This is a genomic window from Amycolatopsis sp. CFH S0740 (assembly GCF_004522315.1).
GTDB lineage: Bacteria > Actinomycetota > Actinomycetes > Mycobacteriales > Pseudonocardiaceae > Amycolatopsis > Amycolatopsis nivea.
This window is the reverse complement of sequence record NZ_SDLS01000002.1, coordinates 387981-412656: the sequence shown is the minus strand read 5'-3', so window position 1 is coordinate 412656 and position 24676 is coordinate 387981. Positions and strand designations below refer to the sequence as shown.

Below are 24676 nucleotides of genomic sequence, written 5' to 3'. Positions count from 1 at the left end.
TTAAGGAAAATTTACTTCCAAACCCTCCTGACGGGCCGTGGCGGACCACTCGATGGGGTGGCGAGCGCCGTTCGCGCCGGTAGGCTCTTCTCCAAATGAAGGGCCGTGGGCGCTCCTCGGTGCCCTCCAAGGAGTACGCCCCGGCCCGTCAAGGAGGTTCGGGCGTGGCCCTCGTGGTCCAGAAGTACGGCGGATCGTCGCTGGAAAGTGCCGACCGGATCAAGCGCGTGGCAGAACGGATCGTCGCGACCAAGAAGGCGGGCAACGACGTGGTCGTCGTGTGCTCGGCGATGGGCGACACCACTGATGAGCTGCTCGATCTGGCGCAGCAAGTGAACCCGGCTCCGCCGGAGCGGGAAATGGACATGCTGCTCACCGCCGGTGAGCGCATCTCGAATTCGCTGGTCGCGATGGCCATTTCCGCGCAGGGCGCGCAAGCCTGGTCGTTCACCGGTTCCCAAGCGGGCGTGGTCACCACCTCGGTGCACGGCAACGCGCGCATCATCGACGTCACTCCGAGCCGCGTCACCGAGGCGCTCGAGCAGGGTTACGTCGCGCTGGTGGCCGGTTTCCAAGGCGTGGCACAGGACACCAAGGACATCACGACGCTCGGCCGCGGCGGTTCCGACACCACCGCGGTGGCGCTCGCCGCCGCGCTGAACGCGGACGTCTGCGAGATCTATTCCGATGTGGACGGTGTGTATTCGGCTGACCCTCGGATCGTGCCGGACGCCAAAAAGCTCGACACCATCCCGTACGAGGAGATGCTGGAGCTCGCGGCGAGCGGATCGAAGATCCTGCACCTGCGTTCGGTCGAGTACGCGCGCCGTTACGGCGTGCCGATCCGAGTCCGTTCTTCTTACAGCGACAAGCCGGGCACCACGGTGGCCGGATCGATCGAGGAGATCCCCGTGGAACAAGCGCTGATCACCGGTGTGGCACACGACCGCTCGGAAGCGAAGATCACCGTGACCGGCGTGCCGGACCACGCCGGCGCCGCGGGCAAGATCTTCCGGGTGGTCGCCGACGCCGAGATCGACATCGACATGGTGCTGCAGAACGTGTCCAGCACGTCCTCCGGCCGCACCGACATCACCTTCACGCTGTCGAAGGCCAACGGGGCCAAGGCGGTCAAGGAACTCGAGAAGATCAAGGCGGAGATCGGATTCGAGTCCGTGCTGTACGACGACCACGTCGGCAAGGTGTCGCTCGTCGGCGCCGGGATGCGTTCGCACCCGGGCGTCACCGCGACGTTCTGCGAGGCGCTGGCCAACGCGGGCGTGAACATCGAAATCATCAACACCTCGGAGATCCGCATTTCGGTGCTGATCCGCGACGCGCAGCTGGACGAGGCCGTGCGCGCGATCCACGAGGCGTTCGAACTGGGCGGCGACGAGGAAGCCGTCGTCTACGCGGGGAGTGGTCGCTGATGGCGCAGGGTCTTCGCGTCGGGGTGGTCGGGGCTACCGGCCAGGTCGGCGCTGTGATGCGCAAGCTGCTCGACGAGCGGAATTTCCCGGTCGAGCAAATCCGGTACTTCGCCTCGGCCCGCTCGGCGGGACGCACGCTGCCGTGGCGCGACGAGGAAATCACCGTCGAGGACACGGCGACCGCTGATCTGTCCGGTTTGGACATCGCGTTGTTCTCCGCGGGCGGCGCGACGTCGCGCGAGCAGGCGCCGCGGTTCGCCGAGGCGGGCGCGATCGTGGTCGACAACTCGTCGGCGTTCCGGCGCGACCCGGACGTGCCGCTGATCGTCAGCGAGGTCAACCCGGAGGCGATCAAGGACGTGCGGAAGGGGATCATCGCGAACCCCAACTGCACCACCATGGCCGCGATGCCGGTCCTCAAGCCGCTGCACGACGAAGCTGGTCTGGTGCGGATCATCGCGAGCACCTACCAGGCGGTGTCCGGCAGCGGTCTGGCCGGCGTCGACGAACTGGCCGCTCAGGTGAACGCTGTCGCCTCGCGCGCGGTCTCGCTCACGCACGACGGTTCGGCGGTCGAATTCCCGGCCCCGGCCAAGTACGTCGCGCCGATCGCGTTCAACGTCCTGCCGATGGCCGGGTCCATTGTGGACGACGGCACGTTCGAGACGGACGAGGAACAGAAGCTGCGCAACGAAAGCCGGAAGATCCTGGGCATCCCGGAGCTGCTGGTGTCCGGCACGTGCGTCCGGGTGCCGGTGTTCACCGGGCACTCGCTGTCGATCAACGTCGAATTCGAACGGCCGCTGTCGGTCGAGCGGGCGACCGAACTGCTGTCGAACGCGCCGGGCGTGCAGTTGGCGGACGTGCCGACGCCGCTGCAGGCCGCGGGAATCGACCCGAGCCTGGTCGGGCGCATCCGGACCGACCCGGGCGTCCCGGACGGCCGCGGCCTCGCGCTGTTCGTCTCCGCCGACAACCTCCGCAAGGGGGCGGCGCTGAACACCGTGCAGATCGCCGAACTGGTGGCGCAGAACCGCTGAGCTTCGCGCTGAAACTGCCCGGCCCCTTGTCCAGGGGCCGGGCAGTTTTCACTTCTTCTTCTGCCGCGGCTTGATCGGTTTCAGTCCGAACGCGACCCGGATCTCCGGCTTCTGCAACGGGCGCAGCACCGCCTGCATCAGGAAACCCCACAGGATCAGCCCGACCGGCGCGCCGCCCCCGGCTCCCGAACTCATGGCCAGCGACAGGATCGCGCCGAGCAGCAGCATCGCCATGAACCCGCACTCGAGCCAGATGAGCGCGAGCATCACCCCGCGCTGCCGCCTGCTCAGCAAGACAGCGCATACCACCAACGCACTGGTCAGCGCCGAGTTGATCACCAGGATCGTCACCGGCAGGGCCACGGCGCCCGACGTGCCGCCAAGCCCGAGCAGGTAACCGACGAACGCCGCGAGCGCCAGGTAGAGCACGGCCTGGCCGCCGATCGCCCACCGCATCGACCGGATTCCTCGCCGCACCTCCTGCTCCGCGTTTTCGCCGGACGCGGGCATCGGCTGGGATGGACTGGACGGGATCACCTCGGACACCACCTCTTGCTCGGGAACCGGGCCAGGAGACCACTGGTCGTCCGGGACCGGTCCCCGCTGCTTCGCGAGCCGGCAGGCTTGGTTGCGGTGCGTCCGGAATTCGTGAATGGCTCCGTAACCGCTGTACGACCACACCCGTCCGGACGCGCTCCGGCCGAGGTGGCGGAATTGTTCCACCGCTTCGGGACCACGCCGGAGTTCGACGAGCGCGGCTTCGACGCGCTTGTCCCCTCCTCGGCGAAGGTCCACATCAGATCGTGGGTGCCGAACCACTTGTCACACCAATACTGCAGGGCGCGCGCTGGAATCCCGTGAATTGCTCCGCGCTGACGTACTTCGCCCCCGCGCGCTGCGGATCTGCCACGCCACGTTCGTGAGCACGTCGGCGTGCACCGCGGAACGGTGTAGAGCTTGATCAGTCCCAGCAAAGGGTTTTCCTCTCAGGAACGAACCGGGGCGAGCAACGCGCGGAGCGGAGCGGTGTTCCCGTCGATCGCCGCGCCGACGGCGGGATCCAGTTCGGTGGCGTACGGTTCGGCCAGCACCAGCTTCGCTGGTCCAGACCAGGACAGTTCCCAGTGCGCCGCACCGGCTTTGGCGAGCATTGCGTGCAGCACAATGGACAGTCTCAAGTGGACTTGCGCTCGGTAAAGTTCGCGCTTCGCCCGGGCCTCCGGCGGAGCCGTGGGCTCGGCGAGTTCCTCGAGGCGTCCGGCGTCGAGCAGGTCCAGCAGATCGTCGAGACGGCGGCTGCGGAGGATCCGCAGCGCCTCGGCCTGATTCGAATCGCGCACGCCGATGTCGACCAGGCTGGCCCAGTCGAGCTTCTTCTTCGAGGACACTCCCTCCGTGAAGCCGGTGACCAGTACCGCATCGAGCAGCTCCGGCCCGTTGCGGAGAAGATCCATCGCCGGTCGCTCGCCGCCGGGCGGAACCGGGATGGCCGGAGCGGCTTCCAGCAGCGCGATCCGTTCTGACATCGGCGGGTGGCTGTCGTACTTCGACGCAGGCCGCGACGGCGGATTTTCCCGCAGGGAAGCCATTTCCTCCGCGCGCTGCTCGTCGGAGAGCAGCAGCTGGTAGCCCTCGGTCATCCGCGCCGGCAGATAGCCGGAGGACCAGGCGACCGTCGCGTAGTCGTTCAGGAACACCCACCAGGCCGCGTCGAGGACTTCGACTTCGCGCAGCGCGCTGGCCGCGGCCGCGCTGCCGGCGACGCGTGCGGAATCGGTGTCGGCGGCGAGTTCCTGTTGCTGACTCACGCGCGCCGAGACCTGGAAATACACGGCGGCGTACGCGGTGAAGATCGGCCGCACCAGCCGGCCGGACCCAGCCGAGCTGAGTCCGTTCACGACTCGCCCGATCGTCTGCCGTCCGCGATAGGTCGCGCCGGCGAAGCGGGTGTGGCGATTGCTGTAGTGGCCGAGCTCGTGCCCGAGAATGGCCCGGAGCTGGCTGACCCGCATCCCGGCGAAAAGCTGCGCGCCGATGAACATCCGGCGCCGCCGCACGCGCAGCCCCGCCCAGTGCGTCTCCTCGTTCACCGCCGCGTTGACCTGCGGAACGAGGTAAATCTCGTCCGGCGGCCGGGTGCCGACCTCCTGAGCGAGCTCGCGGACGGCCGCCCACAGTTCGGGCTGCTCGCCGGGCGTGACGAGCACACCGTCGACGTCGTCGTGCGACCGCTCGAACGTCAGCAGGGCGGTGACCAGCACGTACAGCACGGGAACGGCGAGGAAGCCGAGCCGTATCGCGGTGACCGGATGACCGTGGAACGCCTCGACCTCGAGCCAGATCAGCGCCCCGGCGACGGCGAGCATCAGCACCGGAAACCCGGCCAGCAACAAGACCGCGAGCGTCGCCCGCAATGAGTACCTCATGGAAAAACGGAATCCTCCCCAAGACCGGCACCCTCGGCGAACCGGTCGTCCGAGCCGTTATCGACGGAAGCGCCGATTTCGTTTCACCGATGCACCGGTGTTCGAAAACCCGTTGTCGCCAGCGCCCGAGTGCCGGATGCTGAGCGGGCAAACTTCGTTCTGGGAAAGGAAAGTCATGTACACGGCAGTGGACGGCGCGCGGGTTCCGATCCGGATGTGGGCAGATCCCGCGTCGGTCGAAGACCAAGCGATGCGGCAGCTGCGCAACGTCGCGAACCTGCCGTGGGTGCACGGCGTCGCGGTGATGCCGGACGTCCACTACGGCAAGGGCGCCACGGTCGGCAGCGTCATCGCGATGCGCGACGCGGTCTCCCCGGCCGCGGTCGGCGTCGACATCGGCTGCGGGATGAGCGCGGTGCGGACCTCGCTGACGGCGAGCGACCTGCCCGACGACCTCGGCAAGCTGCGCAAGCGGATCGAATCGGCGGTGCCGGTCGGGTTCGGCCTGCACAAGACGCCGGTCAACACCGCGAAGGTGCACGGCGTCGGCGGCTGGGACACGTTCTGGAAGTCGTTCGGCGACCTGCACGAGGGAGTCCAGGACCTGCGCAAGCGCGCGCATCTGCAGGTAGGCAGCCTCGGCGGCGGCAACCACTTCATCGAGGTCTGCCTCGAACAGGGCGGCTCCGACGAGGGCCGGGTCTGGCTGATGCTGCATTCGGGTTCGCGCAACATCGGCAAGGAACTCGCTGAGCGGCACATGGCGATCGCGCGGAAACTGCCGCACAACCGCGATCTGCCGGACCCCGACCTGTCGGTGTTCGTCGCGGACACGCCGGAAATGCAGGCGTACCGGCGCGACCTTTTCTGGGCACAGGACTACGCGGCACGGAACCGGGCGACAATGGTCGCGCTGGTGAAGCTCGCGGTCGCGGAAGTGATCCCGGGGACGACGTTCGACGACGCAGTTTCGTGTCACCACAACTATGTCGCCGAGGAAACCTACGACGGCGTCGACCTGCTCGTCACCCGCAAGGGCGCGATCCGGGCCGGCTCCGGCGATCTCGGGATCATCCCGGGCAGCATGGGGACGGGCTCGTACATCGTGCGCGGACTCGGCAACACCGCGTCGTTCGAATCCGCGTCCCACAGAGCCGGACGGCGGATGTCGCGGACGAAGGCCCGCAAGACCTTCACCGCCGCCGACCTCGCCGCGCAGACCGCGGGCGTGGAATGCCGGAAGGACACCGGGGTCGTCGACGAGATCCCGGCCGCGTACAAGGACATCGAGACGGTGATCCAGGCGCAGACCGACCTGGTCGAGGTGGTCGCTCACCTCAAGCAGGTCGTGTGCGTGAAGGGATGAGGGGTTCCCGCGGGCGAATCGCGCCGGTGCGCCCGCGGGAGCCGCTACCCTGAAGGCATGAAGAGCTGGGGGGTGGCGGTCGCCTTGGTCGCGGCCGGAACGTTGCTGGCCGGGTGCGACCAGGTTGATTCGGCGGTCAATCAGACGAATTCAGCGGTGGACAAGGTCTCCACGTGCACCGAAGCGCTGGGCCTCGCGGACCTGAACCCGTTGGTGGACGGCGACAAGCTCAAGGCCCGCGCACAGGACAAGGAACGGCGGCTGCGCGAACTGGCGGCCGACGTCAAGGAAGAGGACGTCAAGAACGCCCTGCTCGGCATGGCCGATTCGTACGTCCAGGTGCAGAAGGAACACCTCGAGGACGCCGGGGTGATCGCCCGGTGGACCAAACGGAACCTGGAAAAGCTCGACGGGCTGCGCAAAGCCTGCACCTGACCCTTCGCAGAGATCCGTGAAGGGCCCCTTCACGGACGGCCGCCTCGCGGACCGCACCCGGCAACAGCTCAGCGGCGAGCCCGCACAGCCGCCGCCAGCGAAGGGGTCCGCACCGAGCTCCGGCGTAGCGACCACACCAGCCCCAGCGCCGCCAGCGCCAGTCCGCCGAATCCGGCCGCCGCGAAACCCCACGCCGGGCTCGAATGGTCGATCGCGAAGCCGACGACCGGGCTCCCCGCGGCCAGCCCGAGCCGCGTCGACGCGTCCTGCAGGCCCATCGCCTCGCCGCGGACGGCGGGCGGCGCGAGTTCGCTGACCGCCTCCGTGGTGGCGGCGAGCGTCGGGGCGCAGACCAGGTTCGTCGGGATCAGCACGAGCATCAGCAGCCACCACGGCTGCGTCACCAGCCCGACCGGGATCACCAGCAGCGCGAGCAGCAGCATCAGCAGCCCCTGCGGCAGCGACTTCCGCACCGCGCCGTGCACGATGCCGCCGATCATCGACGCCGCGCACATCACCGCGATGACCAGGCCGGTCCAGCCGACGTCGCCGTGCGAGCGCAGCGCGGCCAGCGTCGCGACCTCCGTGCCGACCAGGCAGAACAGCGTCCCGGCGGCGATCAGCAGGGTCGCCAGCAGCCGTCCGGTGAGCCAGGACCGCAGCGGCGGCCGCACGATGCCGGCCGGGGCGAGTTCGTCCTCGTTCCGGATCGGCGGGTTGAGCAGGAAGATCAGCAGCGCGGTGACGCCGAAGATGGTGCCGATGCCGCTCAAGGTCAGCGTCGCCGACAGTTGCGAGATCGCCGCGATCCCGGCCGCCGGGCCGATCATGAACGACGCCTCGACCAGGATCGTGTCCAGCGAGTACGCCGCGCGCCGCTGGTCGGCGGGCACGAGCGCGGCGAGGATCTGCCGCGCCAGCGAGCCCGCGGGCACCGACAGCACCCCGGCCGGCAGCGCGCACACCACCAGCGCCTCGTACGAAAGGTGCGGAGCCGCGAACCAGAACGCGGTGGACGACAACCCGCACACCGCGACCACCGGGCGCAGGCCGTACCGGTCGATGGTGCGCCCGATCACCGGCGCGCCGAGCGCCATGCCCAAGGTGACCGCCGCGCCGACGACGCCCGCCGCGCCGTAGCCCCGGCCGAGGCCACTGACGACGTACAGCGTCAGCGTCACGCCGGTCATCGTCATGGGCACGCGTGCGAAGAACATCAGCGCCATCGACGGGCGGAGGCCGGGGACGCTCAGGACGCGGCGATAAGGCTGAAAAGGCACGTACCCCATGAGAGCAAGAGTTGGTACGAGCGTGCAACTTCTTTTCGTCACACTCGCTGAGCGGCACCCGCCACCCGTCCGGGTGTCGTGCAGGCGTTCGGCGGACCCGGAAAATGCGAGCGCGACCTGGGTGATAACTTCATCGGCAGCACGGAAAAGCATTCTCGCCGCCCATTCGCGAACAGTTTTTCACATTTCCGCGCCGACCTTGGAGTTTTCCGGTCGAGGCGGCGGAGTTCCCCAGGAAAAAGGGGAGCGGACCCGAATGCGGGCGGCGGTGCGTGCGTGGGGGACCCCCACGGTCGGACGAGCGAGATCGCGCGTCCCGACAGGGTGATGAAGGTAATCGATCACGAACTACGCCTGTGTGAGTGAGCGATGCCGCCGTTCGGGCAATCCGGCTACTATGAGTCAGATTCAGGTCCGCGGTCCGTGATCGTCGGGGGACGCGCAAGCCGTCCACGTTAATCAATTGCGGGCCGGTTCCCGATTCTTGGATTCGGCACGTAAGGGTTAGAAAAACTCCCTATCCGGTGATCGGCTGGTGTTGGGCCGACACGGCGGGTATCGATTTACCCGGCAGGTCCCAGAGGCCAGGGAGGTAAAGAATGAAAGGCAAGATCGGGCGGATCATCGCTGTGGTCGCCGCGGGCAGTCTGCTGGCCGTCGGCACCTCGGGGATGGCCTCCGCGAGCCCGGCGGGCGGCAAGGGGTCCTCGGCCACTCAAGCCGTCGCCGCGCAGGTACTGCAGATGCGGGACGACCTGACCAAGGTCGCGTACGCCGGCGATGTCGCCAAGACGAGGGCGGACCTCACCCGGCTCAGCCCGGTGCTCGCCGACATCGCGGCGGGCAAGCGCTACCAGGTCCAATCCGAAACCCAGCAACTCTCGTCGGCGGCGAAGGTCCGCGCGGACGAGTCCAACCGGCTCCTCGGCGACCCGACTGCGACGCCGCGGCAGATCCCGCCGCTGCCGATCCCGCCGTTGCCGGACCTGCCCGGACCGCTCAAGGCGGTGAGCGACCTGGTCAAGGGCCTGCTCGCCGCGGTCACCAGCCTGCTCGCCGGGCTGCTCGGCGGAGTGCCGGTACCGCCGCTTCCGGTGCCGACGCCACCGCTGCCGGCCCCGCCGGTGCCCGCCCCGGTGCCCGTGCCTGGGACCTGAACGGCCTGACGGGGAGGGGGAAAGGCCCGGAGCCTGGTGCGGTTCGCCGCGCCAGGCTCCGTTCCATGTCCGGGCTCGGATGTTGACCGGGAACGCCGTTCGCGGGCGGTTGGCGAGCCGTGCTCCGCGGCGCCTCCGTGTCCGGCCCGGGCTGGTGTTGACCGGCGACGCCATTCACGGATGGTTGGCGAGCCCGGCTTGCAGCGCGTTCGGGTGCCGGTGTTGACCGGGAACGCCGTTCGCGGATGGTTGGCATGGCCCGCTCGCAGAGCGTTCGGGCACCGGTGTGACCGGCGACGTCCCTTGCGGGTGCTTGGCGTGCCTTGTTCGCAATGCGTCCGAGTTCGGTCCGGGTGCCGGTGCTGACCGGCGACCCCGCTCGCGAGCGCTTTGGCGTGCCCGCTCGCAGCGTCTCCGGGCCCAGGCCCCGGTGCTAACTGGCAACCCCGCTCACGAGCGCTTGGCGAGCCCCACCCGCAGCGCGCCCGCCATCTCCGCGATCGCCTCGCGGAACCGGGTCCCCACTCCGGCGAAGTTGAGGAACCCGTGGATCAGGTCGGCCTGCCTGCTGACCGCCACCGGAACCCCCGCCGCACGCAGTTTTTCCGCGTACGCCTCGCCTTCGTCGCGCAGCGGGTCGAAGCCCGCGGTGACGATGTAAGCGGACGGGAGTCCACTGTGGTCAGACGCGAGCAGCGGCGACATCCGCGGGTCGGCCTTGTCGATGCCCTCCGGCGCGTAATGGCCCTCGAACCACACCATCGCCTCGTCGGTGAGGAAGAGGTCTTCGCCGAACAGTTCGCGAGACCGGCGTCGCGTGGTGAAGTCGACCGCCGGGTAGATCAACAGCTGGAACGCGGGCGCCGGCCCGCCGCGCCGGGTCGCCTCCAGTGCGACGACGGCGGACAGGTTGCCGCCCGCGCTGTCGCCGCCCACCGCGATCCGGTCCGGGTCCGCGCCGAGGTCGGCCGCCTTGGCGTGCGCGTAGTCGAACGCGGCCAGCGCGTCCTCGACCGGTCCGGGGAACGGGCATTCCGGCGCGAGCCGGTACTCCACCGACAGCACCCGGACCCCGGCGTGTTTCGCGAGGTAGCGCGCGGCGTTGTCGTGCGTGGCGCGGCTGCCGATGACCCATCCGCCGCCGTGGAAGAACACCAGCAGCGGCGACGGTTCCGGCAGGCCGGCCGGGGTGTAGAGGGTGGCTTCGAGGGACGAGTCGCCGGACGGGATGGCGACGTCGCGGGTCGCGACCGGGTCGATCCGTTTGCCGTTGACCAGGTGCTGGCTCGCTTCCAGCAGCGCACGGGACCGCTCGACCGACCCGTTGACCAGCGAAGCACCGGAGAGCTTCTGCAACCGCAGCAGCAACTGGGCGTCGAGGGCGAGCTCCTGGCCGTCCAGCCGCAGCGGTGCTCCGGCGATCAGCCTGCGCACCGGCCTGGGCAGCCAAAACAGCAACTGCGCGGCGGCAGCCTGGGCGCGGATCTGCAGCGGAATGGCCATCGTTCCTCCTCGAACGCCGGATGAGCCGAGGTTACTTGCCAGTAGGTACGTTGGTCCAGTCGGTGTGTGACCCAGGCGTCCGTCTCAGATCCTGGTCCTCCAGTTAGGTGGAGGGGTTAGCCTCAAAACAGGCCAGCGTGGCGCAGCCACTCCGTTGAGGGTGGTGGTGGGGAGGAAGGTCGGAAGTGACTTCGGCAAAAAAGGTCAAGGTGCTGGGCATTGGCGGCTCGCTGCGCGAGGGCTCGCAATCCGAGCGCGCGTTGCGCATCGCGCTCGCCGCCGCCGAGGAACGCGGCGTCGTGACCGAGCTGATCCCAGGCCCGGAGCTGGTCCTGCCGTTTTACGACACCGCGACCCCGGAGCGGGACGAACGCGCGCGGAAGCTCATCGAGGGCGTGCGCCAGGCGGACGGGCTCATCGTCGTCTCGCCCGGTTACCACGGCGGGCTGTCCGGGCTGGTCAAGAACGCCCTGGACTACATCGAAGACCTTCGCGAGGACACCCGCCCGTACCTCGACGGCCGCGCGGTGGGTCTCGCCGCCGTCGCGTACGGCTGGCAGGCCGCGGTCACTACGCTCGAACAGCTCCGCACGATCACGCACGCGCTGCGCGGCTGGTCCACCCCGCTGGGTGGTTCGATCAACTCCGCCGAGACGAAATTCGACGAGGGCGGCGGCGCGTCCGACGAGAAGAGCGTCCGCACGTTGCGGCTCATCGGGGAGCAGGTCGCGGAGCACGCGTTGCTTCGCTCACGCTGAGGTTTCCCCTCCTCGGATCCCGGTTATTCCCGGGGTGATGACTGCCATGCCGGGGCACGGTTCCGCGGATGCGGGGCGTTGAACTCATTGCGACGCTGACTCCGGAGGCGTCCCGATGAGGAGGTAACACGCATGGCCGAGCCGATTTACACCGCCGTCGCGACCGCGCGAGGAGAAGGCCGCAACGGCGACGTGACGTCCTCGGACGGCGTGCTGGACGAGTCGCTGGCGATCCCCAAGGAAATGGGCGGTCCCGGCGGCGACAAGACCAACCCGGAGCAGCTGTTCGCCGCGGGGTACTCCGCGTGCTTCCTGAGCGCGCTGCAGGCCGTGGCCCGGCAGGCGAAGGTCGCGCTGCCCGCCGCGACAGTGACCGGTTCGGTGAGCGTGTTCAAGAAGGACGTCGGGTTCCAGCTCGGCGTGCGGCTCGACGTTTCGCTGCCCGGCTTGGCGAAGGCCGACGCCGACCAGCTGGTCGAGCAGGCGCACCAGGTCTGCCCGTACTCCAACGCGACCCGCGGCAACATCGAGGTGGAGCTGACCACCACCGTCTGACCCAAGACAGAGGAGGGACACCCGAGATGACCACTTCCCCGATCAAGAGCCCGCTTTCCGAATCCGACAAGGAGATCACCGGCAACGCGCTGCAAGCGACGCTCGCCGACCTGATCGACCTCTCGCTGATCGCGAAGCAGGCGCACTGGAACGTAGTGGGCCAGAACTTCCGCAGCGCGCACCTGCAGCTCGACGAGCTGGTGTCGACCGCGCGGCAGTACGTCGACGAGGTGGCCGAGCGCGCCGCCGCGATCGGGGTTTCGCCCAACGGCAAGGCGAAAACCGTCGTGGCGACCTCCGGTGCGCCGGAGTACCCGGACAACTGGCAGTCCGTCGAATCGACCATCGCGGCGATCGTCGACACTCTCGCGGCGCTGATCGAACGGCTCCGCAAGCGCATCGACGAGACCGACAAGAGCGACCTCGTGACGCAGGATCTGCTCATCGAGATCACCCGCGCGCTGGAAGAGGCGCACTGGATGTGGCAGGCGCAGCAGGCCTGATCCGCGCCGCCTGACGAAAAGCCGTCCGCCGTTGTCGCGGACGGCTTTTCGTTCATCCGGTGGTCGTCGCGGGCGCCCGGCAGTAGGTTCGCTGACATGGTGCTGCATCAGGGGAAACAAGATCGGGCAGACCGGAAGACCGGCACGAATCCGTTGTACGCGGGGAGCAATCCGGCGCTCGCCGCGGACTTCACGATGCCGCGCGACCGGCTGCGGGACGATTCGCTGCCGCCGGACACGGCGCTGCAGCTGGTGCGCGACGAGCTGATGCTCGACGGCAACGCGCGGCTCAACCTCGCCACGTTCGTCACGACGTGGATGGAGCCGCAGGCGCGCGAGCTGATGGCCGAGTGCGTCGACAAGAACATGATCGACAAGGACGAGTACCCGCAGACCGCGGAACTCGAGCGGCGTTGCGTCAACATCCTCGCCGACCTGTGGCACGCGCCGGATCCCGCCGACATCATGGGCTGCTCGACCACCGGGTCGTCCGAGGCCTGCATGCTCGCCGGAATGGCGTTGAAGCGCCGCTGGTCGAAACTGGGCCGCACCGGGAAGCCGAACCTGGTGATGGGCATCAACGTCCAGGTGTGCTGGGAAAAGTTCTGCGAGTACTGGGAAGTCGAGCCGCGCCTGGTGCCGATGCAGGGCGACCGGTACCACCTGTCCGCGGAAGAAGCGGTGAAGCTCTGCGACGAGAACACCATCGGCGTCGTCGCGATCCTCGGCTCGACCTTCGACGGCAGTTACGAGCCGGTCGCCGAGGTCGCGGCCGCCCTCGACGCGCTGCAGGAGCGAACCGGCTGGGACATCCCGGTGCACGTCGACGGCGCGTCCGGCGCGATGATCGCCCCGTTCCTCGACGAGGACTTGGAGTGGGACTTCCGGCTGCCGCGCGTCGCGTCGATCAACACCTCCGGGCACAAATACGGCCTCGTGTACCCCGGCGTCGGCTGGGTGGTGTGGCGCGACAAGGCGGCGCTGCCCGAGGAACTGGTGTTCAACGTCAATTACCTCGGCGGCGACATGCCGACTTTCGCGCTCAACTTCTCCCGCCCCGGTTCGGAAGTCGCCGCGCAGTACTACACGTTCGTCCGGCTGGGCCGCGAAGGTTTCCGTGTGGTGCAACAAGCTTCCCGCGACGTTGCGACCTACCTGGCCGAGGAGATCTCCAAACTGGGGCCGTTCGAACTGCTCACGCGCGGCGACCAGCTGCCGGTGTTCGCCTTCACCACCCGTTCGGACGTCACCTCGTTCGACGTCTTCGACGTGTCCCGCCGCCTCCGCGAACGCGGCTGGCTCGTCCCTGCGTACACGTTCCCGGACAACCGCACCGACCTGGCGGTCCTGCGCGTCGTCGTCCGCAACGGCTTCACGCACGACCTGGCTGACCTGCTGCTCGGCGACCTGAAGCGGATCCTTCCGGAACTGAACCGGCAGCCGTCCCCACAGCACGACCCGGCCACGTCGACCGGTTTCCACCACTAACTGGCGAGTAACCTAGCTGACATGGGCCTTGCCAAAGACGAACGCCAAGCGCTGAGCGACCTCTTCGAGCAGCTCGGCCCGGATGCCCCGACTCTGTGCGAGGGCTGGCAGACGCGGGACCTGGCCGCGCATCTGGTCGTGCGGGAGCACCGGCCGGACGCGATGCCGGGAATCGTCGTGCCCGCGCTGGCCGGGCACACGCAGAAGGTGCAGGACGGCGTCGCGGCGCGTCCGTGGGACGACCTGGTCGCCCAGGTCCGCCGCGGCCCGTCCCGGTTCTGGCCGACGTCCATCGGCCCGGTGGACGAGGCGACGAACAGCGCCGAGTTCCTGGTGCACCACGAGGATGTCCGCCGGGCACAACCGGATTGGACCCCGCGCCCGGCCGATCCGTCGCGGGACGGGGCGGCGTGGCGGCTCGCGACGCGGACGGCGAAGCTGAACCTGCGCAAGTCCCCGGTCGGGGTGGTGCTGCGGACCCCGGACGGCCAGTCGGCTTCGGTGAAGTCGGGCGCTCCGGTGGTCACGGTGGTGGGCGAGCCGGTGGAACTGCTGCTTTTCGTCTTCGGGCGGGACGCGGTGCAGGTGACTTACGAGGGTGACGATGCCGCGGTGGCGCAGTTGAAGGGCGCCAAGCGCGGGCTGTGATCCGGGCCGCCCAGGCATGCCCCTGGGCGGCCCGAACCGTCAGCGCATTCCCAGCGCCCGCAAGGCGAAGTACACCTCGATGGACGTCTGCTTGATCGTCTCGGCGATCACCAGCGAGCCGTGTCCGGCGTCGTAGCGGTAGAACTCGTGGGGTGCGTCGCGCTTGGCGAGGCGGTCCAGGTAGTTCTCGATCTGCCGGATCGGGCAACGCGGGTCGTTGTCGCCGGCCAGGATCAGGACCGGGGCGGCGACCGCGTCCACGTACGTCAGCGGCGAGCATTCGCGGTACACCGCGGGCACGTCCGCCGGGGAGCCGCCGAACAGGGCGCGGTCGAACGAGCGCAGCTGCTCCATCTCGTCCTCATACGCGGCCACGTAGTCGGCCACCGGCACGCCCGCGACGCCGGCGGCCCACCGGGTCGGCTGGGTGCCCAGCGCCAGCAGGGTCAGGTATCCGCCCCACGAAGCGCCGTTCACGACGCACTTGTCCTTATCGGACAGTCCACTTTCGACTGCCCAGTCGTGCACCGCCGCGACGTCTTCCAGTTCGGTCAGGCCAGGGCGGCCTTCGATGGCGTCGCGCCACGCCGAGCCGTAGCCGGTGGAGCCGCGGTAGTTCACCTCGACCACGGCGAATCCGGCGTCCAGCCAGGTCGCGCGGTAGGCGGAGAACCGGTCCTCGTCGGCCGCGTGCGGGCCGCCGTGCAGCGAGAACACCGTCGGCAACGGGCCTTCGGGAGCCTTCGCCGGGCGGGAAACCAGCGCGTGGATCCGGCCGCCGACGCCCTCGACGAACGCGTCGGTGACCGGCGACGAACGCGGCGCGCGCTCGCCCGGCGGCGTCAGCAGGACCGAGTCGGTGCCGTCGGCCGCGCGGGCACGGACCGCTGCGGGCTCCGCGGCGCTGGACCACGAGTACTCGATGGTCCCGTCCGGCCGCACGCCCGCGCCGCCGATCCGTCCGGCCGGAGTGTCCACAGCGGACAGTTCGCCGGTGTCGAGGTCGTAGCGGTACAACGAACTACGCGCCTCGTGGAAGTGCACGACGAGCAACGCGCGCGCGTCCGGATACCAGTCCGCGACGACCTCGCCGGGCAGATCGATCAGCAGTTCGGTTTCGGTGTCCGCCTGCACGTCCCACACCAGCAGTTCTTCGCGGCCGCGGCGTTCGTGCAGGACCAGCACGCGCTGGTCGCCCGGCAGCGGCGAGAACTCCAGTGCCTGCAAGCCTTTTCCTTCGCCGTCCCACTTCTCCGCGACGGTGGCGAACCCGTCGGTGGACAGCACGCGCAACGCCGGGTGCCGGGAATCCCCGTGCTCGGAATGGGAAATGGCGAGCAGGCTTTCGTCGCGCGACATCGATGCGATCCCCGCGTCGTCCGCGTGCTGATAAAACCGCTCGGTCACGCCATCGATTTTCGCGAAGAGTTCGCTGCCGTCGTCGGTCGAAACGCCGGCCGCGATCACTCGCTGGCCGATTTCCAGACCGGCCGGGTATCCGTCGTGAATATCGGGCAGTGCTTTGACCGCCGCGGAACTGTCGCCGTCGAACGGCTGGGTGCGCCAGGACCCGAACTCGTCGCCGTCGGTGTCGTCGAACCACCAGATGGCTGTTCCGTCGGGCGAGGGCGTCGCGTGCAGGGTGCCGTTGGGCCGGTTGGTGACGCGCCGGTGACTGTCGGTGGCCCGGTCCCACGCGTAAACCTCCCATACGCCACTGGCGTTGGAGACGTACACGTTGGCCTCAGGCGCGTCGCGGGCCCACTCGGGCACCGAGATGCGCGGCGCGTGGAACCGCGCCAGCCAGCGCTTTTCGGCTTCGGGGTCGTCAAACAGGCGGTCCGGGACCACCGCGGGCGGATTTTGGTTGCCTGACTGCGTGCTCACCCCTCGATCCTGCCACCTTCCACCCGTACTCTGTGCGGGGTGCTGGAGGGTTACGCGCCGGGCTATGCCCAAGACGCGCTGTCGACGATGAACACGCGCACAGCGAGTGACCGCGCCGCGTTCGCCCGATCACTCTTCACCCCAGGCGCACGAGTCCTGGACCTGGGCTGCGGCCAAGGCTCGCTTCTCAGTGCCCTGACCCCGGCCGTGCGGGTGGTCTGCGTCGACGTCTGTCCCCCGGAACCGGCTTTGCCGTCCACAGCGGACTATGTGGCCGGTGCGGTCTACGCACTTCCCTTTGCGGCTTCATCGATCGACGTGGTGTTCGCTCATTCGCTCTTCGAGCATCTGTCCGACCCGCACGCGGCTCTGACCGAAATTCGCCGCATCCTGCGCCCTGGAGGCAGGCTGGCGTTGGCCGCACCGGACTGGAGCCGCGCGAAAATCCGGCCCAGAACAGCAAACGTGGACGCCGCACTGCGCGGCTACTACCTCGTGCGCCGCCGCGCGGGCGGCGACCCTTTCGCGGGACGCGCTATCGCCGCCCACGTCGCCGACGCCGGATTCACCGACATCGTCGAACGCGCCCGTTTCCGGGAAGACCTGTCCTACCGATCCTTGGCCGCCTGCATGGAATCCCGGCTGGCCGTCGCCCTGTCGGAATCCGGCGCGAACGAGCGCGACCAACTGACCTCCGCGGCTCGTTCCGCCTGGTCCTGGGCAAGAACGGCCGCCGTGGGGGACTTTCAGCAGTGCTGGCAAGAGTTGACCGCTACGTGCTGAACACACCCGCTGCCGCGAGAACGACGGGTACCGCGCCGAGCGCAACGCAAAACAGCCCGGCAGGCCAGAGCGTCCGGCTGTACATCCGCCGAGACAGCAAGACCGCGAATCCTCCGGCCAGCATGGTCCAGACCGCGCCTGTCGCGAACATGGCGAACGCCGCGCCCGCGTTGACCCAGCCTTGACCGCCGCGGCTCAACGCGAGAACGAAGAGAAGCCCGCACACCGCGGCGATTCCCCATGTGATCAGCGCCAGCCCGAGAACCAGGATTACCGTTCTCGCGGTCCGGAAGTTCCGGCTGTCGTCTGGCATTTCGGCACGATACCGTGGCCGATAAATTGAGCCGCGCATTTTCGCACTGCCTCAGAAAGGCAATTGCTTTCCGAGTACGCCCGGATCGTGACTTCGCGATCGGCACGGGGAGCGGGCGATCATGGACGAACACCGGACCTGGGGTACGCGCCAGGAGCTCGGGACGGGCAAGGCCACTGCCGGTCATCGGGCGAACCAGGGAAGGCGGCGAAACTATGAAGGCCGGGTAGTCGCGATCTCGTGACTACCCGGCCTTCATGCGTCGGGGTGGCGGGATTTGAACCCACGACCTCCTCGACCCGAACGAGGCACGCTACCAAGCTGCGCCACACCCCGAGGTACTGCTTAGCGGGTCGAGAGTAAGTCTAGCGGACGGGTTTCGCGGCTTTACGCGGGGCTGGTTTGCGGGGGTCGGAGGCCCCGGATCCGCGCGGGACCAGCGTCAACAGGCTCGCTTCGGGCGGGCAGGCGAAGCGGGCGGGGGCGTAGGGGGAGGTACCGAGTCCGGCGGAGACGTGCAGCCACATCCGGGCGCCCCAGCGGGAGGCGCCGCGGGCGCGGCTGCGGTCGAGTTCGCAGTTGGTGATGATCGCGCCGTAGCCGGGGATGCGGAGTTGCCCGCCGTGGGTGTGGCCGGCGAGGACGAGGTCGTAGCCGTCGGTGGCGAAGGTGTCGAGGACGCGCGGCTCCGGGGAGTGCGTGACGCCGATGCGGACGGCCGCGGTGGTGTCGGCGGGTCCGGCGATGTCGGAGTACCGGTCGCGGTGGAGGTGCGGGTCGTCGACGCCGGCGGCGAAGACGGCGCGGCCGCCGACGTCGACCGTACGGCGGACGTGCGTGAGGTCGACCCAGCCGTGTTCGACGAAGGCGGCGCGGAGGTCGCGCCAGGGCAGCTGGGTGCCGTGAATGCGCTTCTTTTTGCCGCGCGGCATGAGGTAGCGCGCGGGGTTCTTGGGCTTGGGCGCGTAGTAGTCGTTGCTGCCGAAGACGAACAGCCCCGGCCGGTCCAGCAGCGGGCCGAGCGCGCGGAGCACGGAGGGGACCGCGGTGCGGTGGGAGAGGTTGTCACCGGTGTTGACGACGAGGTCCGGTTCGAGCTCGTCGAGCGCGGCGACCCAGCGTTGCTTGGCCTGGTGACCGGGGAGCATGTGCAGGTCGGAGACGTGCAGGATGGTGAACGGCGGCGTACCGGGCGCGAGCACGGGCAACTCGGCGGTCCGCAGGGTGTAGCGACGGCGTTCGATGCCGACGGCGTAACCGAGAGTGGCGGCCCCGAGGGCGATGGTCCCTACGGCAAACCGCTTCGCGGTGCCCCCGGGCGGACTGGCGTTACCGAGCGTGCTCACATGTTCGAGGATACGTGTTCGGCCATCCGGAGGGGTGGCCCCGGCTCCGTCGTTGAGCTTGACCTCCCGTTTCACCTGGCGCCGCCGTCCGGGATGAGTTCGTCGACGGGAACGGCAACCGGGCGTCGTGGGCTCGAGATGGACTGGACCAGTCGGGCGACGACGGTTAAGCCCGGACAAGCGAAACGGGGCGGGAGATCGCGTCTCCCGCCCCGTTTTCACCGGATTCAGTTGGTATACGCCGGATCCTCCGGCGGCAACGGCACGACCGGCTGGCCCTCCATGATGTTCTTCATCGCGCCGAACCACGTCTGCGCGGGCGTCTTGCCACCGAACATGTTGCCCGTGCCGCAAGTGCTCACGTTGCCGACGCCGTTGTAGCAAAGGCCGCCGCTGCCGCCTTCCGGACGGAACACCATCGCCGCACCGGCCATCTGCGGCGTGCCCGCCACGAAGGTCGCCGAGCCGTTGTTCTGGGTCGTCCCCGTCTTGCCGACCAGCGGCCGGTTCCAGCCGACGCCCTCGGCCGCCTTGGCGGACGTGCCACCGGGTTGGTCGTCCTTGCTCATCCCGACCGCCATGGTGTTCGCGAGGCCTTCGGGCACGACCTGCTCGCACGGAGCTTCCTTGATCGGCACCGGCTTGCCGTCGCGGTCGGTCACCGCCGCCAGCGGGGTCGGCGGGCACCATTTGCCGCCGCTCAGGATGGTCGCGGCGACGTTCGCCAGTTCCAGGCCGCTCGTGGGGCTGAAGCCGAGCGTGAACGCACCCGTGCCCGGATAGTTCGGCTTGGGGCCGTAAGCCTGGGCCTGGCTCTGGTTCTTGCCCGAGTCGTTCGACTTCGGGTCGACCTTTCCACCGCCGGGGTTGCTCGCCATCGTCTCGCGCATGCCCAGCTTGACCGCCATGTCGATGCCCGGTCCGGTGCTGCCGATCTTGTCCTCCAGCGCCACGAACGCGGTGTTCGGCGAGGTCGCCAGCGCGTTCTGCAGCGAGGTCGACTCGCCGTAGTTGCCGGCGTTGCCCACGCAGTACCAGCGCGAGTTCAGCGGCGGACCGGTCGCCGGGCAGTGGTTGCCGCCACCGGTGAAGACGTGCGAGACGTAGCTGTTGCCGACCGGGATGTTGCTGTAGATCCCCGCGATGTGCTGGTTCAGCACGGCCGCGGTGGTGAAGATCTTGTAGCTCGACCCCGCGCCGCCGGTGTTGAACACGCCGGACGGGAGCGCGTAGGTGGTCTGCCCTTGATCCGCGTCGATCCCGTAGTCCCGGTTCGCCGCGAGCGCCACCACTTCGTGCCGGTCCTTGCCGGGCCGGATCAGCGAAAGCGTGTTCGCGACGTTCTTCTGGGTTTTGCTCACCTGGGTTTCGGCCGAGACCTTCGCCTCGTGATTGGCCTTCTCGTCCAGCGTGGTCTTGATCGTGTACCCGCCGGTGTACAGCTGGTCCTCGGTCATCCCGGACTTGAGCAGGTAGTCCTGGACGTACTGGCAGAAGAACCCGTTCTCCGGACCGGCTCCGGTGCAGTTCGACGCGGGCTTCTGCGGGGTGTCCGGCACGATGCCGAGCGGTTCCGCCTTGAACTTGTCCGCGTCCGCCTTCGCCAGTTTCTGGTTGCTGACCATCCGGTCCAGCACCAGGTTGCGCCGCTTGGTCGCCTTGTCCGGGTGGTTCCACGGGTCGAGGACGATCGGGTTGTTCACGATGCCCGCGAGCAGCGCGGCCTGCGGGACGGTCAGGTTCTCCGGCGTGGTGTTGAAGTAGGCGTGCGCTGCCGCTCCGATGCCGTAGATCTGCCGGGAGAACTCGACGATGTTGAGGTAACCCGCGAGGATCTGGTCCTTCGAGAGCTTGGTCTCGAGGTTGATCGCGATCCGGGCTTCCTTGAGCTTGCGCGAGAGCGACTGTTCCTGCGCCTTCGCCTGCCCGTTCTTGTCGCCGCGGTAGACGACGTTGATCAGGTAGTTCTTGACGTACTGCTGCGTGATCGTCGAGGCGCCCTGCGTGTCCCCGCCCGCGGTGTTGGAGACGGCGGCGCGCAGCGTCCGTCCCCAGTTCACCCCGTGGTGCTCGTAGAACGCCTTGTCCTCGGCCGACAGCAGCGCCCACTTCAGCGCCGGGTTGATCTGGTCCGGGCGGACCGGGATCCGGTACTGCTTGTACAGCGTCGCGATCGGCTTGCCGCCGGAGTCGGTGATAGTCGTCACCAGCGGCGGCGGGATGTCGGCGAGGTCGGACGACGTCTTGTCGACCGTTTCGCTCGCCTGGTTGGACACGACCCCCGCGGCGCCCACCACCGGGAACATGATCCCGGCGACCAGCACCCCTGCCAGCAGGCACAGGCCGAGGAGCTTGAAAAGACCATCCGTTTTGCGCACGAAAGCCAGGGTACTGAAGCCCCGTGTCGCCTTCGTGACCTCACGCCCGCGCGCCCCGCGAGCGATCATTAACGGGCCCCCGTGTCGTGACCTTTGGTAACGGAATGCATGCTAGGTCTCGACGGAGGGAACCGAGGGACCCTACAGTCCGTCAACGTCTCACGTAGATGCCGACAGACGGAGCAGCCCGGGTGGGAGCCTGGCTGGTCCGGACGGCGGCAGCGGCACCGGGGAGGTGCCGTCACCGACGTGCGGCGCAGTGGGAAACGCTCGCGGGGGTGGGAGCGGGAGCTTCGCCTTCGCTGGTGCCATACACCAGATGAGGGAGCTGGGGGTATGCAAACCAATCAGGTTGGCTGGCGGGTCGATGCCTCGTGCCGGGACGCTGATCCCGACGGGTTGTTCGTGCGAGGCGCCGAACAGAACAGGGCGAAAGCCGTGTGCATGGGGTGCCCGGTCCGCACCGAATGCCTCGCCGAGGCACTCGACGGCCGGATCAATTTCGGGGTCTGGGGCGGGATGACGGAACGGGAGCGGCGCGCCCTGCTGCGCCGTCGTCCGGACGTGACCAGCTGGACCGACCTGCTCGAAGCGGCCAAGCGGGACGCGCTGGCCGCCGCGGCGGGCTGAACCTGCTCGTGAGCGGCTGTGTTTCGCGCACAGCCGCTCACGACGTCAGCTTTGCTCCGATGTCGCGCAGGCCCTCGAGGTCGTGCACGTCACCGGCGAGCGCGGGCACCCGGGTCAGCGGCACTTCCGGATGCGCGCGGGTGAAGCGCGCCAGCAGCCGGTTCTCGCGTTCGGCCAGCGCGACGCGGTCGGCGTGCAGCCGCAGCACGGCCTCGGCGAGCGGTGCGTTCTGCACCGACTCCGCGGCGGTCAGCGCTTCGGTCGCGGACAGCGGCGCGAGCACCGGATGCGTGCGGTTGGCGACCAACCCGGCTAGCGGCATCGATTCGCCGGCGAGCCGCTCCACGAAGTAGGACGCCTCGCGCAGCGCGTCCGGCTCCGGCGCGGCCACCACGAGGAACGACGTGCCCGAGGACCGCAGCAGTTCGGCGGTCTTGCGCGCGCGTTCGCGGAATCCGCCGAACATGCTGTCGAAGGCCTGCATGAACGCCGACGCGTCGGCGAGCAGCTGGCCGCCGATGATCGTCGACACGGCCTTCGCGAACATCGAGAACCCGGCGCTGACGACCTTGCGCAGACCCCAGCCGCCCGCCTTCGCCGGACCGGTGAGCAGCCGGATCATCCGGCCGTCGAGCGCGGTGGACAGGCGGGTCGGCGCGTCGAGGAAGTCGAGCGCGGACCGGCTCGGCGGCGTGTCGACGATGATCAGATCCCATTCGTCGGTCGCCGCCAGCTGGCCGAGCTTCTCCATCGCCATGTACTCCTGCGTGCCGGAGAACGACGTGGAAATGGTCTGGTAGAAGGGGTTCTGCAGCAGCTGCTCGGCCCGCTCGGGCCCGGCGTGCACGCGCACCATGTCGTCGAACGTGCGGCGCATGTCGAGCATCATCGCCCACAGTTCGCCCTTGGGCTCGAAGCCCTCGACGCGCACCTGCTTCGGGTGATTGCCCAGTTCGCGCAGCCCGAGCGCCTGCGCGAGCCTGCGTGCCGGGTCGATCGTGAGCACCACGGTCTGCCTGCCGCGTTCGGCGGCCCGCAGCGCGAGCGCCGCCGCGGTGGTGGTCTTGCCGACGCCGCCGGAACCGCAGCACACGATCACGCGGCTGTCCGGGTCGTCGAGGAGGGCGTCCACGTCGAGCGTCGGGTCGGCGGGCATCAGCGCACCCCCTGTTCCTGCAGCGTTTCGGCGAGTTCGTAGAGCGCGGCGACGTCGACGCCGTCGGTGAGGTCCGGCAGCTCCAGCGTCGGCAGATCGGCCTCGGCGAGCTGTTCGCGGGCCCGTTGCTCGGCGGCGACCCGGACGGCGTGCTCCACGGTTTCCTCCACGAGCGCGTCGAGCGTCGCCTCCGGCAGGTTCAGCCCGGCCGAGGCGAGGCCGGAGCGCACCCGGTCGGCGTCCACCCGGCCGTCGGCGGCCGCGGTCACCGAACGCGCGGGCAGCCGCGGCGGACGGACCCGGTTCACGAGCACGGCGCCCGGCCGCAGATCGGCCCCGTCGAGCTCGGCCACCGCTTCGACGGTCTCGCGCACCGGCATCTCCTCCAGCAGCGTGGTGAGGTGCACGGCGGTCTCGCCGGAATGCAGCAGCCGGACGACGCCGTCGGCCTGGCCGCGGATCGGGCCGGTCTTGGCGAGGTCGGTGAGGGCCTTGGTGACGTCGAGGAACTTCACCACGCGCCCGGTCGGCGGCGCGTCGACCACGACCGCGTCGTAGGTGTGGCGCCCGTCGGATTCGGTGCGCCCGACGCATTCCTTGATCTTCCCGGTGAGCAGGACGTCGCGAAGGCCCGGCGCGAGCGTGGTGGCGAACTCGATCGCCCCCATCCGGCGCAGCGTCCGCCCGGCGAAACCGAGGTTGTAGAACATCTCGAAGTACTCGAGCAGCGCCGCTTCGACGTCGATGTGCAGCGCGCGCAGTTCGCCGCCGCCCGGGACCGACGCGATCCGCTGTTCCGCGTACGGCAGCGGTTCGGTGTCGAAAAGCTGTGCGATGCCTTGCCGTCCCTCGACCTCGATCAAGAGCACCCGGCGGCCATTGCGGGCGAGTGCGAGACCCAGCGCCGCGGCGAGCGTGGTCTTGCCGGTTCCGCCCTTGCCGGTGACGAAGTGCAGCCGGGCCCTGGCGAGCTCGTCGGTCCAGCCGGCGGAGGGTGTGGTCACATCCTCAACACTAAACCGGTGCTCAGCTGGCCAGCATCATGACGCTGACCGCAGCGGCGACCGCCGCGACGACGATCCAGGTCACCACGCCGGGCAGCACGGTCAGCGTGAGCACTGCCACCACGATCAGCCCGGTGAGGGTGACCGCCCCGGCGATCGCCACCTGGCCCGAATCGTTCACCCGGTCCCGCGTTTTGGCCATCACGGCCAGCGCGAGCGGCACCCCGGCCACGGCGAGCAGCACGGTCGCGACGATCCGCCAGGTCTCCACGCGCCCACGCTAGCGAGCGACGTTCGGATGTGAACTGACCCACACTCACCCGGCCTACCAGGCGCTCCCCTGGACGGGTGACGGGCTTTCGGCGGCGGCGGTCCGGAGGGGCCTTGCCCGCTTGGTTACGCTCCCGAGTCATGAGTGCGACCAAATGGGAGTACGCCACCGTCCCGCTGCTGATCCACGCTACGAAGCAGATCCTCGACCAGTGGGGCGAGGACGGCTGGGAGCTGGTGACCGTGCTGCCCAACCCGAGCGGCGAACAGCACGTCGCGTACCTGAAGCGGCCGAAGAGCTGAGGGGGCGG

Annotated in this window: 24 protein-coding genes and 1 tRNA gene; 13 read left to right on the top strand and 12 right to left on the bottom strand. The window is 68.9% G+C overall.

What is annotated here, in order from left to right:
• Positions 1 to 164: 164 nt before the first annotated feature.
• Positions 165 to 1430 carry an aspartate kinase gene (locus EIZ45_RS05245; protein ID WP_037808437.1) on the top strand — a complete coding sequence of 422 codons (1266 nt, stop codon included), beginning with the start codon at positions 165 to 167 and terminating at the stop codon, positions 1428 to 1430.
• Entirely contained in the window at positions 1430 to 2470 is a 1041-nt protein-coding gene (locus EIZ45_RS05240; protein ID WP_134662057.1) for an aspartate-semialdehyde dehydrogenase, read from the top strand. The genes EIZ45_RS05245 and EIZ45_RS05240 overlap by 1 nt, the downstream gene beginning before the upstream one ends.
• Before the next feature lie 48 nt (positions 2471 to 2518).
• Here the strand turns inward: EIZ45_RS05240 and EIZ45_RS05235 are convergent, their stop codons facing one another.
• Together EIZ45_RS05235 and EIZ45_RS05230 are read right to left on the bottom strand one after the other, a co-directional pair.
• A complete protein-coding gene (locus EIZ45_RS05235) occupies positions 2519 to 3265 on the bottom strand; it encodes a hypothetical protein (protein WP_134662056.1) in 747 nt (248 codons plus the stop codon).
• Positions 3266 to 3456: 191 nt separating this feature from the next.
• Positions 3457 to 4896, bottom strand: coding sequence for a M48 family metalloprotease (locus tag EIZ45_RS05230; RefSeq protein ID WP_134662055.1), 1440 nt, complete (start codon positions 4894 to 4896; stop codon positions 3457 to 3459).
• Positions 4897 to 5071: 175 nt separating this feature from the next.
• On the opposite strand from EIZ45_RS05230, the gene EIZ45_RS05225 reads away from it, so the two are divergent.
• Entirely contained in the window at positions 5072 to 6262 is a 1191-nt protein-coding gene (locus tag EIZ45_RS05225) for an RtcB family protein (protein ID WP_134736027.1), read from the top strand.
• A 57-nt stretch (positions 6263 to 6319) separates the two neighbouring features.
• Positions 6320 to 6697: a hypothetical protein gene (locus EIZ45_RS05220; RefSeq protein ID WP_037808429.1), complete on the top strand. Its 378-nt coding sequence runs from the start codon at positions 6320 to 6322 to the stop codon at positions 6695 to 6697.
• Between the two features lie 68 nt (positions 6698 to 6765).
• On the opposite strand, the gene EIZ45_RS05215 is transcribed toward EIZ45_RS05220, so the two are convergent.
• Positions 6766 to 7914 carry an MFS transporter gene (locus EIZ45_RS05215; RefSeq protein ID WP_037809344.1) on the bottom strand — a complete coding sequence of 383 codons (1149 nt, stop codon included), beginning with the start codon at positions 7912 to 7914 and terminating at the stop codon, positions 6766 to 6768.
• 671 nt (positions 7915 to 8585) lie between these two features.
• Between EIZ45_RS05215 and EIZ45_RS05210 the strand changes: the two genes are divergently transcribed.
• Positions 8586 to 9143, top strand: a complete 558-nt coding sequence (locus EIZ45_RS05210) for a hypothetical protein (RefSeq protein ID WP_037808428.1) — start codon at positions 8586 to 8588, stop codon at positions 9141 to 9143.
• A 450-nt stretch (positions 9144 to 9593) separates the two neighbouring features.
• Here the strand turns inward: EIZ45_RS05210 and EIZ45_RS05205 are convergent, their stop codons facing one another.
• A complete protein-coding gene (locus EIZ45_RS05205; RefSeq protein WP_134662053.1) occupies positions 9594 to 10646 on the bottom strand; it encodes an alpha/beta hydrolase in 1053 nt (350 codons plus the stop codon).
• A 185-nt stretch (positions 10647 to 10831) separates the two neighbouring features.
• Here EIZ45_RS05205 and EIZ45_RS05200 point away from each other — a divergent pair, with 185 nt between their 5' ends.
• The 5 genes from EIZ45_RS05200 (at position 10832) to EIZ45_RS05180 (ending at position 14598) form a co-directional block, all read left to right on the top strand.
• On the top strand, positions 10832 to 11404 hold the full coding sequence (locus EIZ45_RS05200; RefSeq protein WP_205669816.1) for an NADPH-dependent FMN reductase: 573 nt from the start codon (positions 10832 to 10834) through the stop codon (positions 11402 to 11404).
• A 132-nt stretch (positions 11405 to 11536) separates the two neighbouring features.
• Complete coding sequence (locus EIZ45_RS05195) at positions 11537 to 11959, top strand: organic hydroperoxide resistance protein (RefSeq protein WP_009084505.1); 423 nt, start codon at positions 11537 to 11539, stop codon at positions 11957 to 11959.
• 26 nt (positions 11960 to 11985) lie between these two features.
• Complete coding sequence (gene dps / locus EIZ45_RS05190; RefSeq protein ID WP_037808424.1) at positions 11986 to 12462, top strand: DNA starvation/stationary phase protection protein Dps; 477 nt, start codon at positions 11986 to 11988, stop codon at positions 12460 to 12462.
• A 96-nt stretch (positions 12463 to 12558) separates the two neighbouring features.
• Positions 12559 to 13950, top strand: coding sequence for a glutamate decarboxylase (locus EIZ45_RS05185; RefSeq protein ID WP_043827076.1), 1392 nt, complete (start codon positions 12559 to 12561; stop codon positions 13948 to 13950).
• Between the two features lie 21 nt (positions 13951 to 13971).
• The gene (locus EIZ45_RS05180) at positions 13972 to 14598 is read left to right on the top strand and encodes a TIGR03085 family metal-binding protein (RefSeq protein ID WP_037808421.1); all 627 of its coding nucleotides are present in this window, start codon (positions 13972 to 13974) and stop codon (positions 14596 to 14598) included.
• 39 nt (positions 14599 to 14637) lie between these two features.
• On the opposite strand, the gene EIZ45_RS05175 is transcribed toward EIZ45_RS05180, so the two are convergent.
• A complete protein-coding gene (locus tag EIZ45_RS05175) occupies positions 14638 to 16485 on the bottom strand; it encodes a prolyl oligopeptidase family serine peptidase (protein ID WP_134662052.1) in 1848 nt (615 codons plus the stop codon).
• A 39-nt stretch (positions 16486 to 16524) separates the two neighbouring features.
• Between EIZ45_RS05175 and EIZ45_RS05170 the strand changes: the two genes are divergently transcribed.
• Entirely contained in the window at positions 16525 to 17268 is a 744-nt protein-coding gene (locus EIZ45_RS05170; RefSeq protein ID WP_134662051.1) for a methyltransferase domain-containing protein, read from the top strand.
• Here EIZ45_RS05170 and EIZ45_RS05165 read toward each other — a convergent pair.
• From EIZ45_RS05165 to EIZ45_RS05150, 4 genes are all read right to left on the bottom strand, one after another.
• Positions 17258 to 17581, bottom strand: a complete 324-nt coding sequence (locus EIZ45_RS05165) for a hypothetical protein (RefSeq protein WP_037808413.1) — start codon at positions 17579 to 17581, stop codon at positions 17258 to 17260. The two genes, EIZ45_RS05170 and EIZ45_RS05165, sit on opposite strands and share 11 nt — an antisense overlap.
• Before the next feature lie 262 nt (positions 17582 to 17843).
• Positions 17844 to 17917, bottom strand: a tRNA-Pro gene (locus EIZ45_RS05160).
• A 29-nt stretch (positions 17918 to 17946) separates the two neighbouring features.
• A complete protein-coding gene (locus tag EIZ45_RS05155; RefSeq protein WP_051728629.1) occupies positions 17947 to 18927 on the bottom strand; it encodes a metallophosphoesterase in 981 nt (326 codons plus the stop codon).
• A gap of 227 nt (positions 18928 to 19154) precedes the next feature.
• Positions 19155 to 21305, bottom strand: a complete 2151-nt coding sequence (locus tag EIZ45_RS05150; protein WP_134662050.1) for a transglycosylase domain-containing protein — start codon at positions 21303 to 21305, stop codon at positions 19155 to 19157.
• Between the two features lie 336 nt (positions 21306 to 21641).
• Here EIZ45_RS05150 and EIZ45_RS05145 point away from each other — a divergent pair, with 336 nt between their 5' ends.
• Positions 21642 to 21935, top strand: a complete 294-nt coding sequence (locus EIZ45_RS05145; RefSeq protein WP_020664154.1) for a WhiB family transcriptional regulator — start codon at positions 21642 to 21644, stop codon at positions 21933 to 21935.
• 37 nt (positions 21936 to 21972) lie between these two features.
• On the opposite strand, the gene EIZ45_RS05140 is transcribed toward EIZ45_RS05145, so the two are convergent.
• From EIZ45_RS05140 to EIZ45_RS05130, 3 genes are read right to left on the bottom strand one after another with little or no spacing between them, the layout of a single operon-like run.
• Positions 21973 to 23091, bottom strand: coding sequence for an ArsA family ATPase (locus EIZ45_RS05140; RefSeq protein ID WP_037808406.1), 1119 nt, complete (start codon positions 23089 to 23091; stop codon positions 21973 to 21975).
• Complete coding sequence (locus tag EIZ45_RS05135; RefSeq protein WP_037808405.1) at positions 23091 to 24095, bottom strand: ArsA-related P-loop ATPase; 1005 nt, start codon at positions 24093 to 24095, stop codon at positions 23091 to 23093. Before EIZ45_RS05135 ends, EIZ45_RS05140 begins: the two co-directional genes overlap by 1 nt.
• Positions 24096 to 24117: 22 nt before the next feature.
• Positions 24118 to 24366 carry a hypothetical protein gene (locus tag EIZ45_RS05130; RefSeq protein WP_134662049.1) on the bottom strand — a complete coding sequence of 83 codons (249 nt, stop codon included), beginning with the start codon at positions 24364 to 24366 and terminating at the stop codon, positions 24118 to 24120.
• Between the two features lie 140 nt (positions 24367 to 24506).
• On the opposite strand from EIZ45_RS05130, the gene EIZ45_RS05125 reads away from it, so the two are divergent.
• Complete coding sequence (locus EIZ45_RS05125) at positions 24507 to 24668, top strand: DUF4177 domain-containing protein (RefSeq protein WP_020664158.1); 162 nt, start codon at positions 24507 to 24509, stop codon at positions 24666 to 24668.
• The last annotated feature ends 8 nt before the right edge of the window (positions 24669 to 24676 follow it).

What these genes read in the sequence shown, in the direction of transcription:
- EIZ45_RS05240 (WP_134662057.1), top strand. Translation starts at nt 1,430, where the DNA reads ATGGCGCAGGGTCTTCGCGTCGGGGTGGTCGGGGCTACCGGCCAGGTC.
- EIZ45_RS05230 (WP_134662055.1), bottom strand. Translation starts at nt 4,896, where the DNA reads ATGAGGTACTCATTGCGGGCGACGCTCGCGGTCTTGTTGCTGGCCGGG.
- EIZ45_RS05225 (WP_134736027.1), top strand. Translation starts at nt 5,072, where the DNA reads ATGTACACGGCAGTGGACGGCGCGCGGGTTCCGATCCGGATGTGGGCA.
- EIZ45_RS05220 (WP_037808429.1), top strand. Translation starts at nt 6,320, where the DNA reads ATGAAGAGCTGGGGGGTGGCGGTCGCCTTGGTCGCGGCCGGAACGTTG.
- EIZ45_RS05215 (WP_037809344.1), bottom strand. Translation starts at nt 7,914, where the DNA reads ATGTTCTTCGCACGCGTGCCCATGACGATGACCGGCGTGACGCTGACG.
- EIZ45_RS05210 (WP_037808428.1), top strand. Translation starts at nt 8,586, where the DNA reads ATGAAAGGCAAGATCGGGCGGATCATCGCTGTGGTCGCCGCGGGCAGT.
- EIZ45_RS05205 (WP_134662053.1), bottom strand. Translation starts at nt 10,646, where the DNA reads ATGGCCATTCCGCTGCAGATCCGCGCCCAGGCTGCCGCCGCGCAGTTG.
- EIZ45_RS05195 (WP_009084505.1), top strand. Translation starts at nt 11,537, where the DNA reads ATGGCCGAGCCGATTTACACCGCCGTCGCGACCGCGCGAGGAGAAGGC.
- dps (WP_037808424.1), top strand. Translation starts at nt 11,986, where the DNA reads ATGACCACTTCCCCGATCAAGAGCCCGCTTTCCGAATCCGACAAGGAG.
- EIZ45_RS05185 (WP_043827076.1), top strand. Translation starts at nt 12,559, where the DNA reads ATGGTGCTGCATCAGGGGAAACAAGATCGGGCAGACCGGAAGACCGGC.
- EIZ45_RS05180 (WP_037808421.1), top strand. Translation starts at nt 13,972, where the DNA reads ATGGGCCTTGCCAAAGACGAACGCCAAGCGCTGAGCGACCTCTTCGAG.
- EIZ45_RS05165 (WP_037808413.1), bottom strand. Translation starts at nt 17,581, where the DNA reads ATGCCAGACGACAGCCGGAACTTCCGGACCGCGAGAACGGTAATCCTG.
- EIZ45_RS05145 (WP_020664154.1), top strand. Translation starts at nt 21,642, where the DNA reads ATGCAAACCAATCAGGTTGGCTGGCGGGTCGATGCCTCGTGCCGGGAC.
- EIZ45_RS05140 (WP_037808406.1), bottom strand. Translation starts at nt 23,091, where the DNA reads ATGCCCGCCGACCCGACGCTCGACGTGGACGCCCTCCTCGACGACCCG.
- EIZ45_RS05125 (WP_020664158.1), top strand. Translation starts at nt 24,507, where the DNA reads ATGAGTGCGACCAAATGGGAGTACGCCACCGTCCCGCTGCTGATCCAC.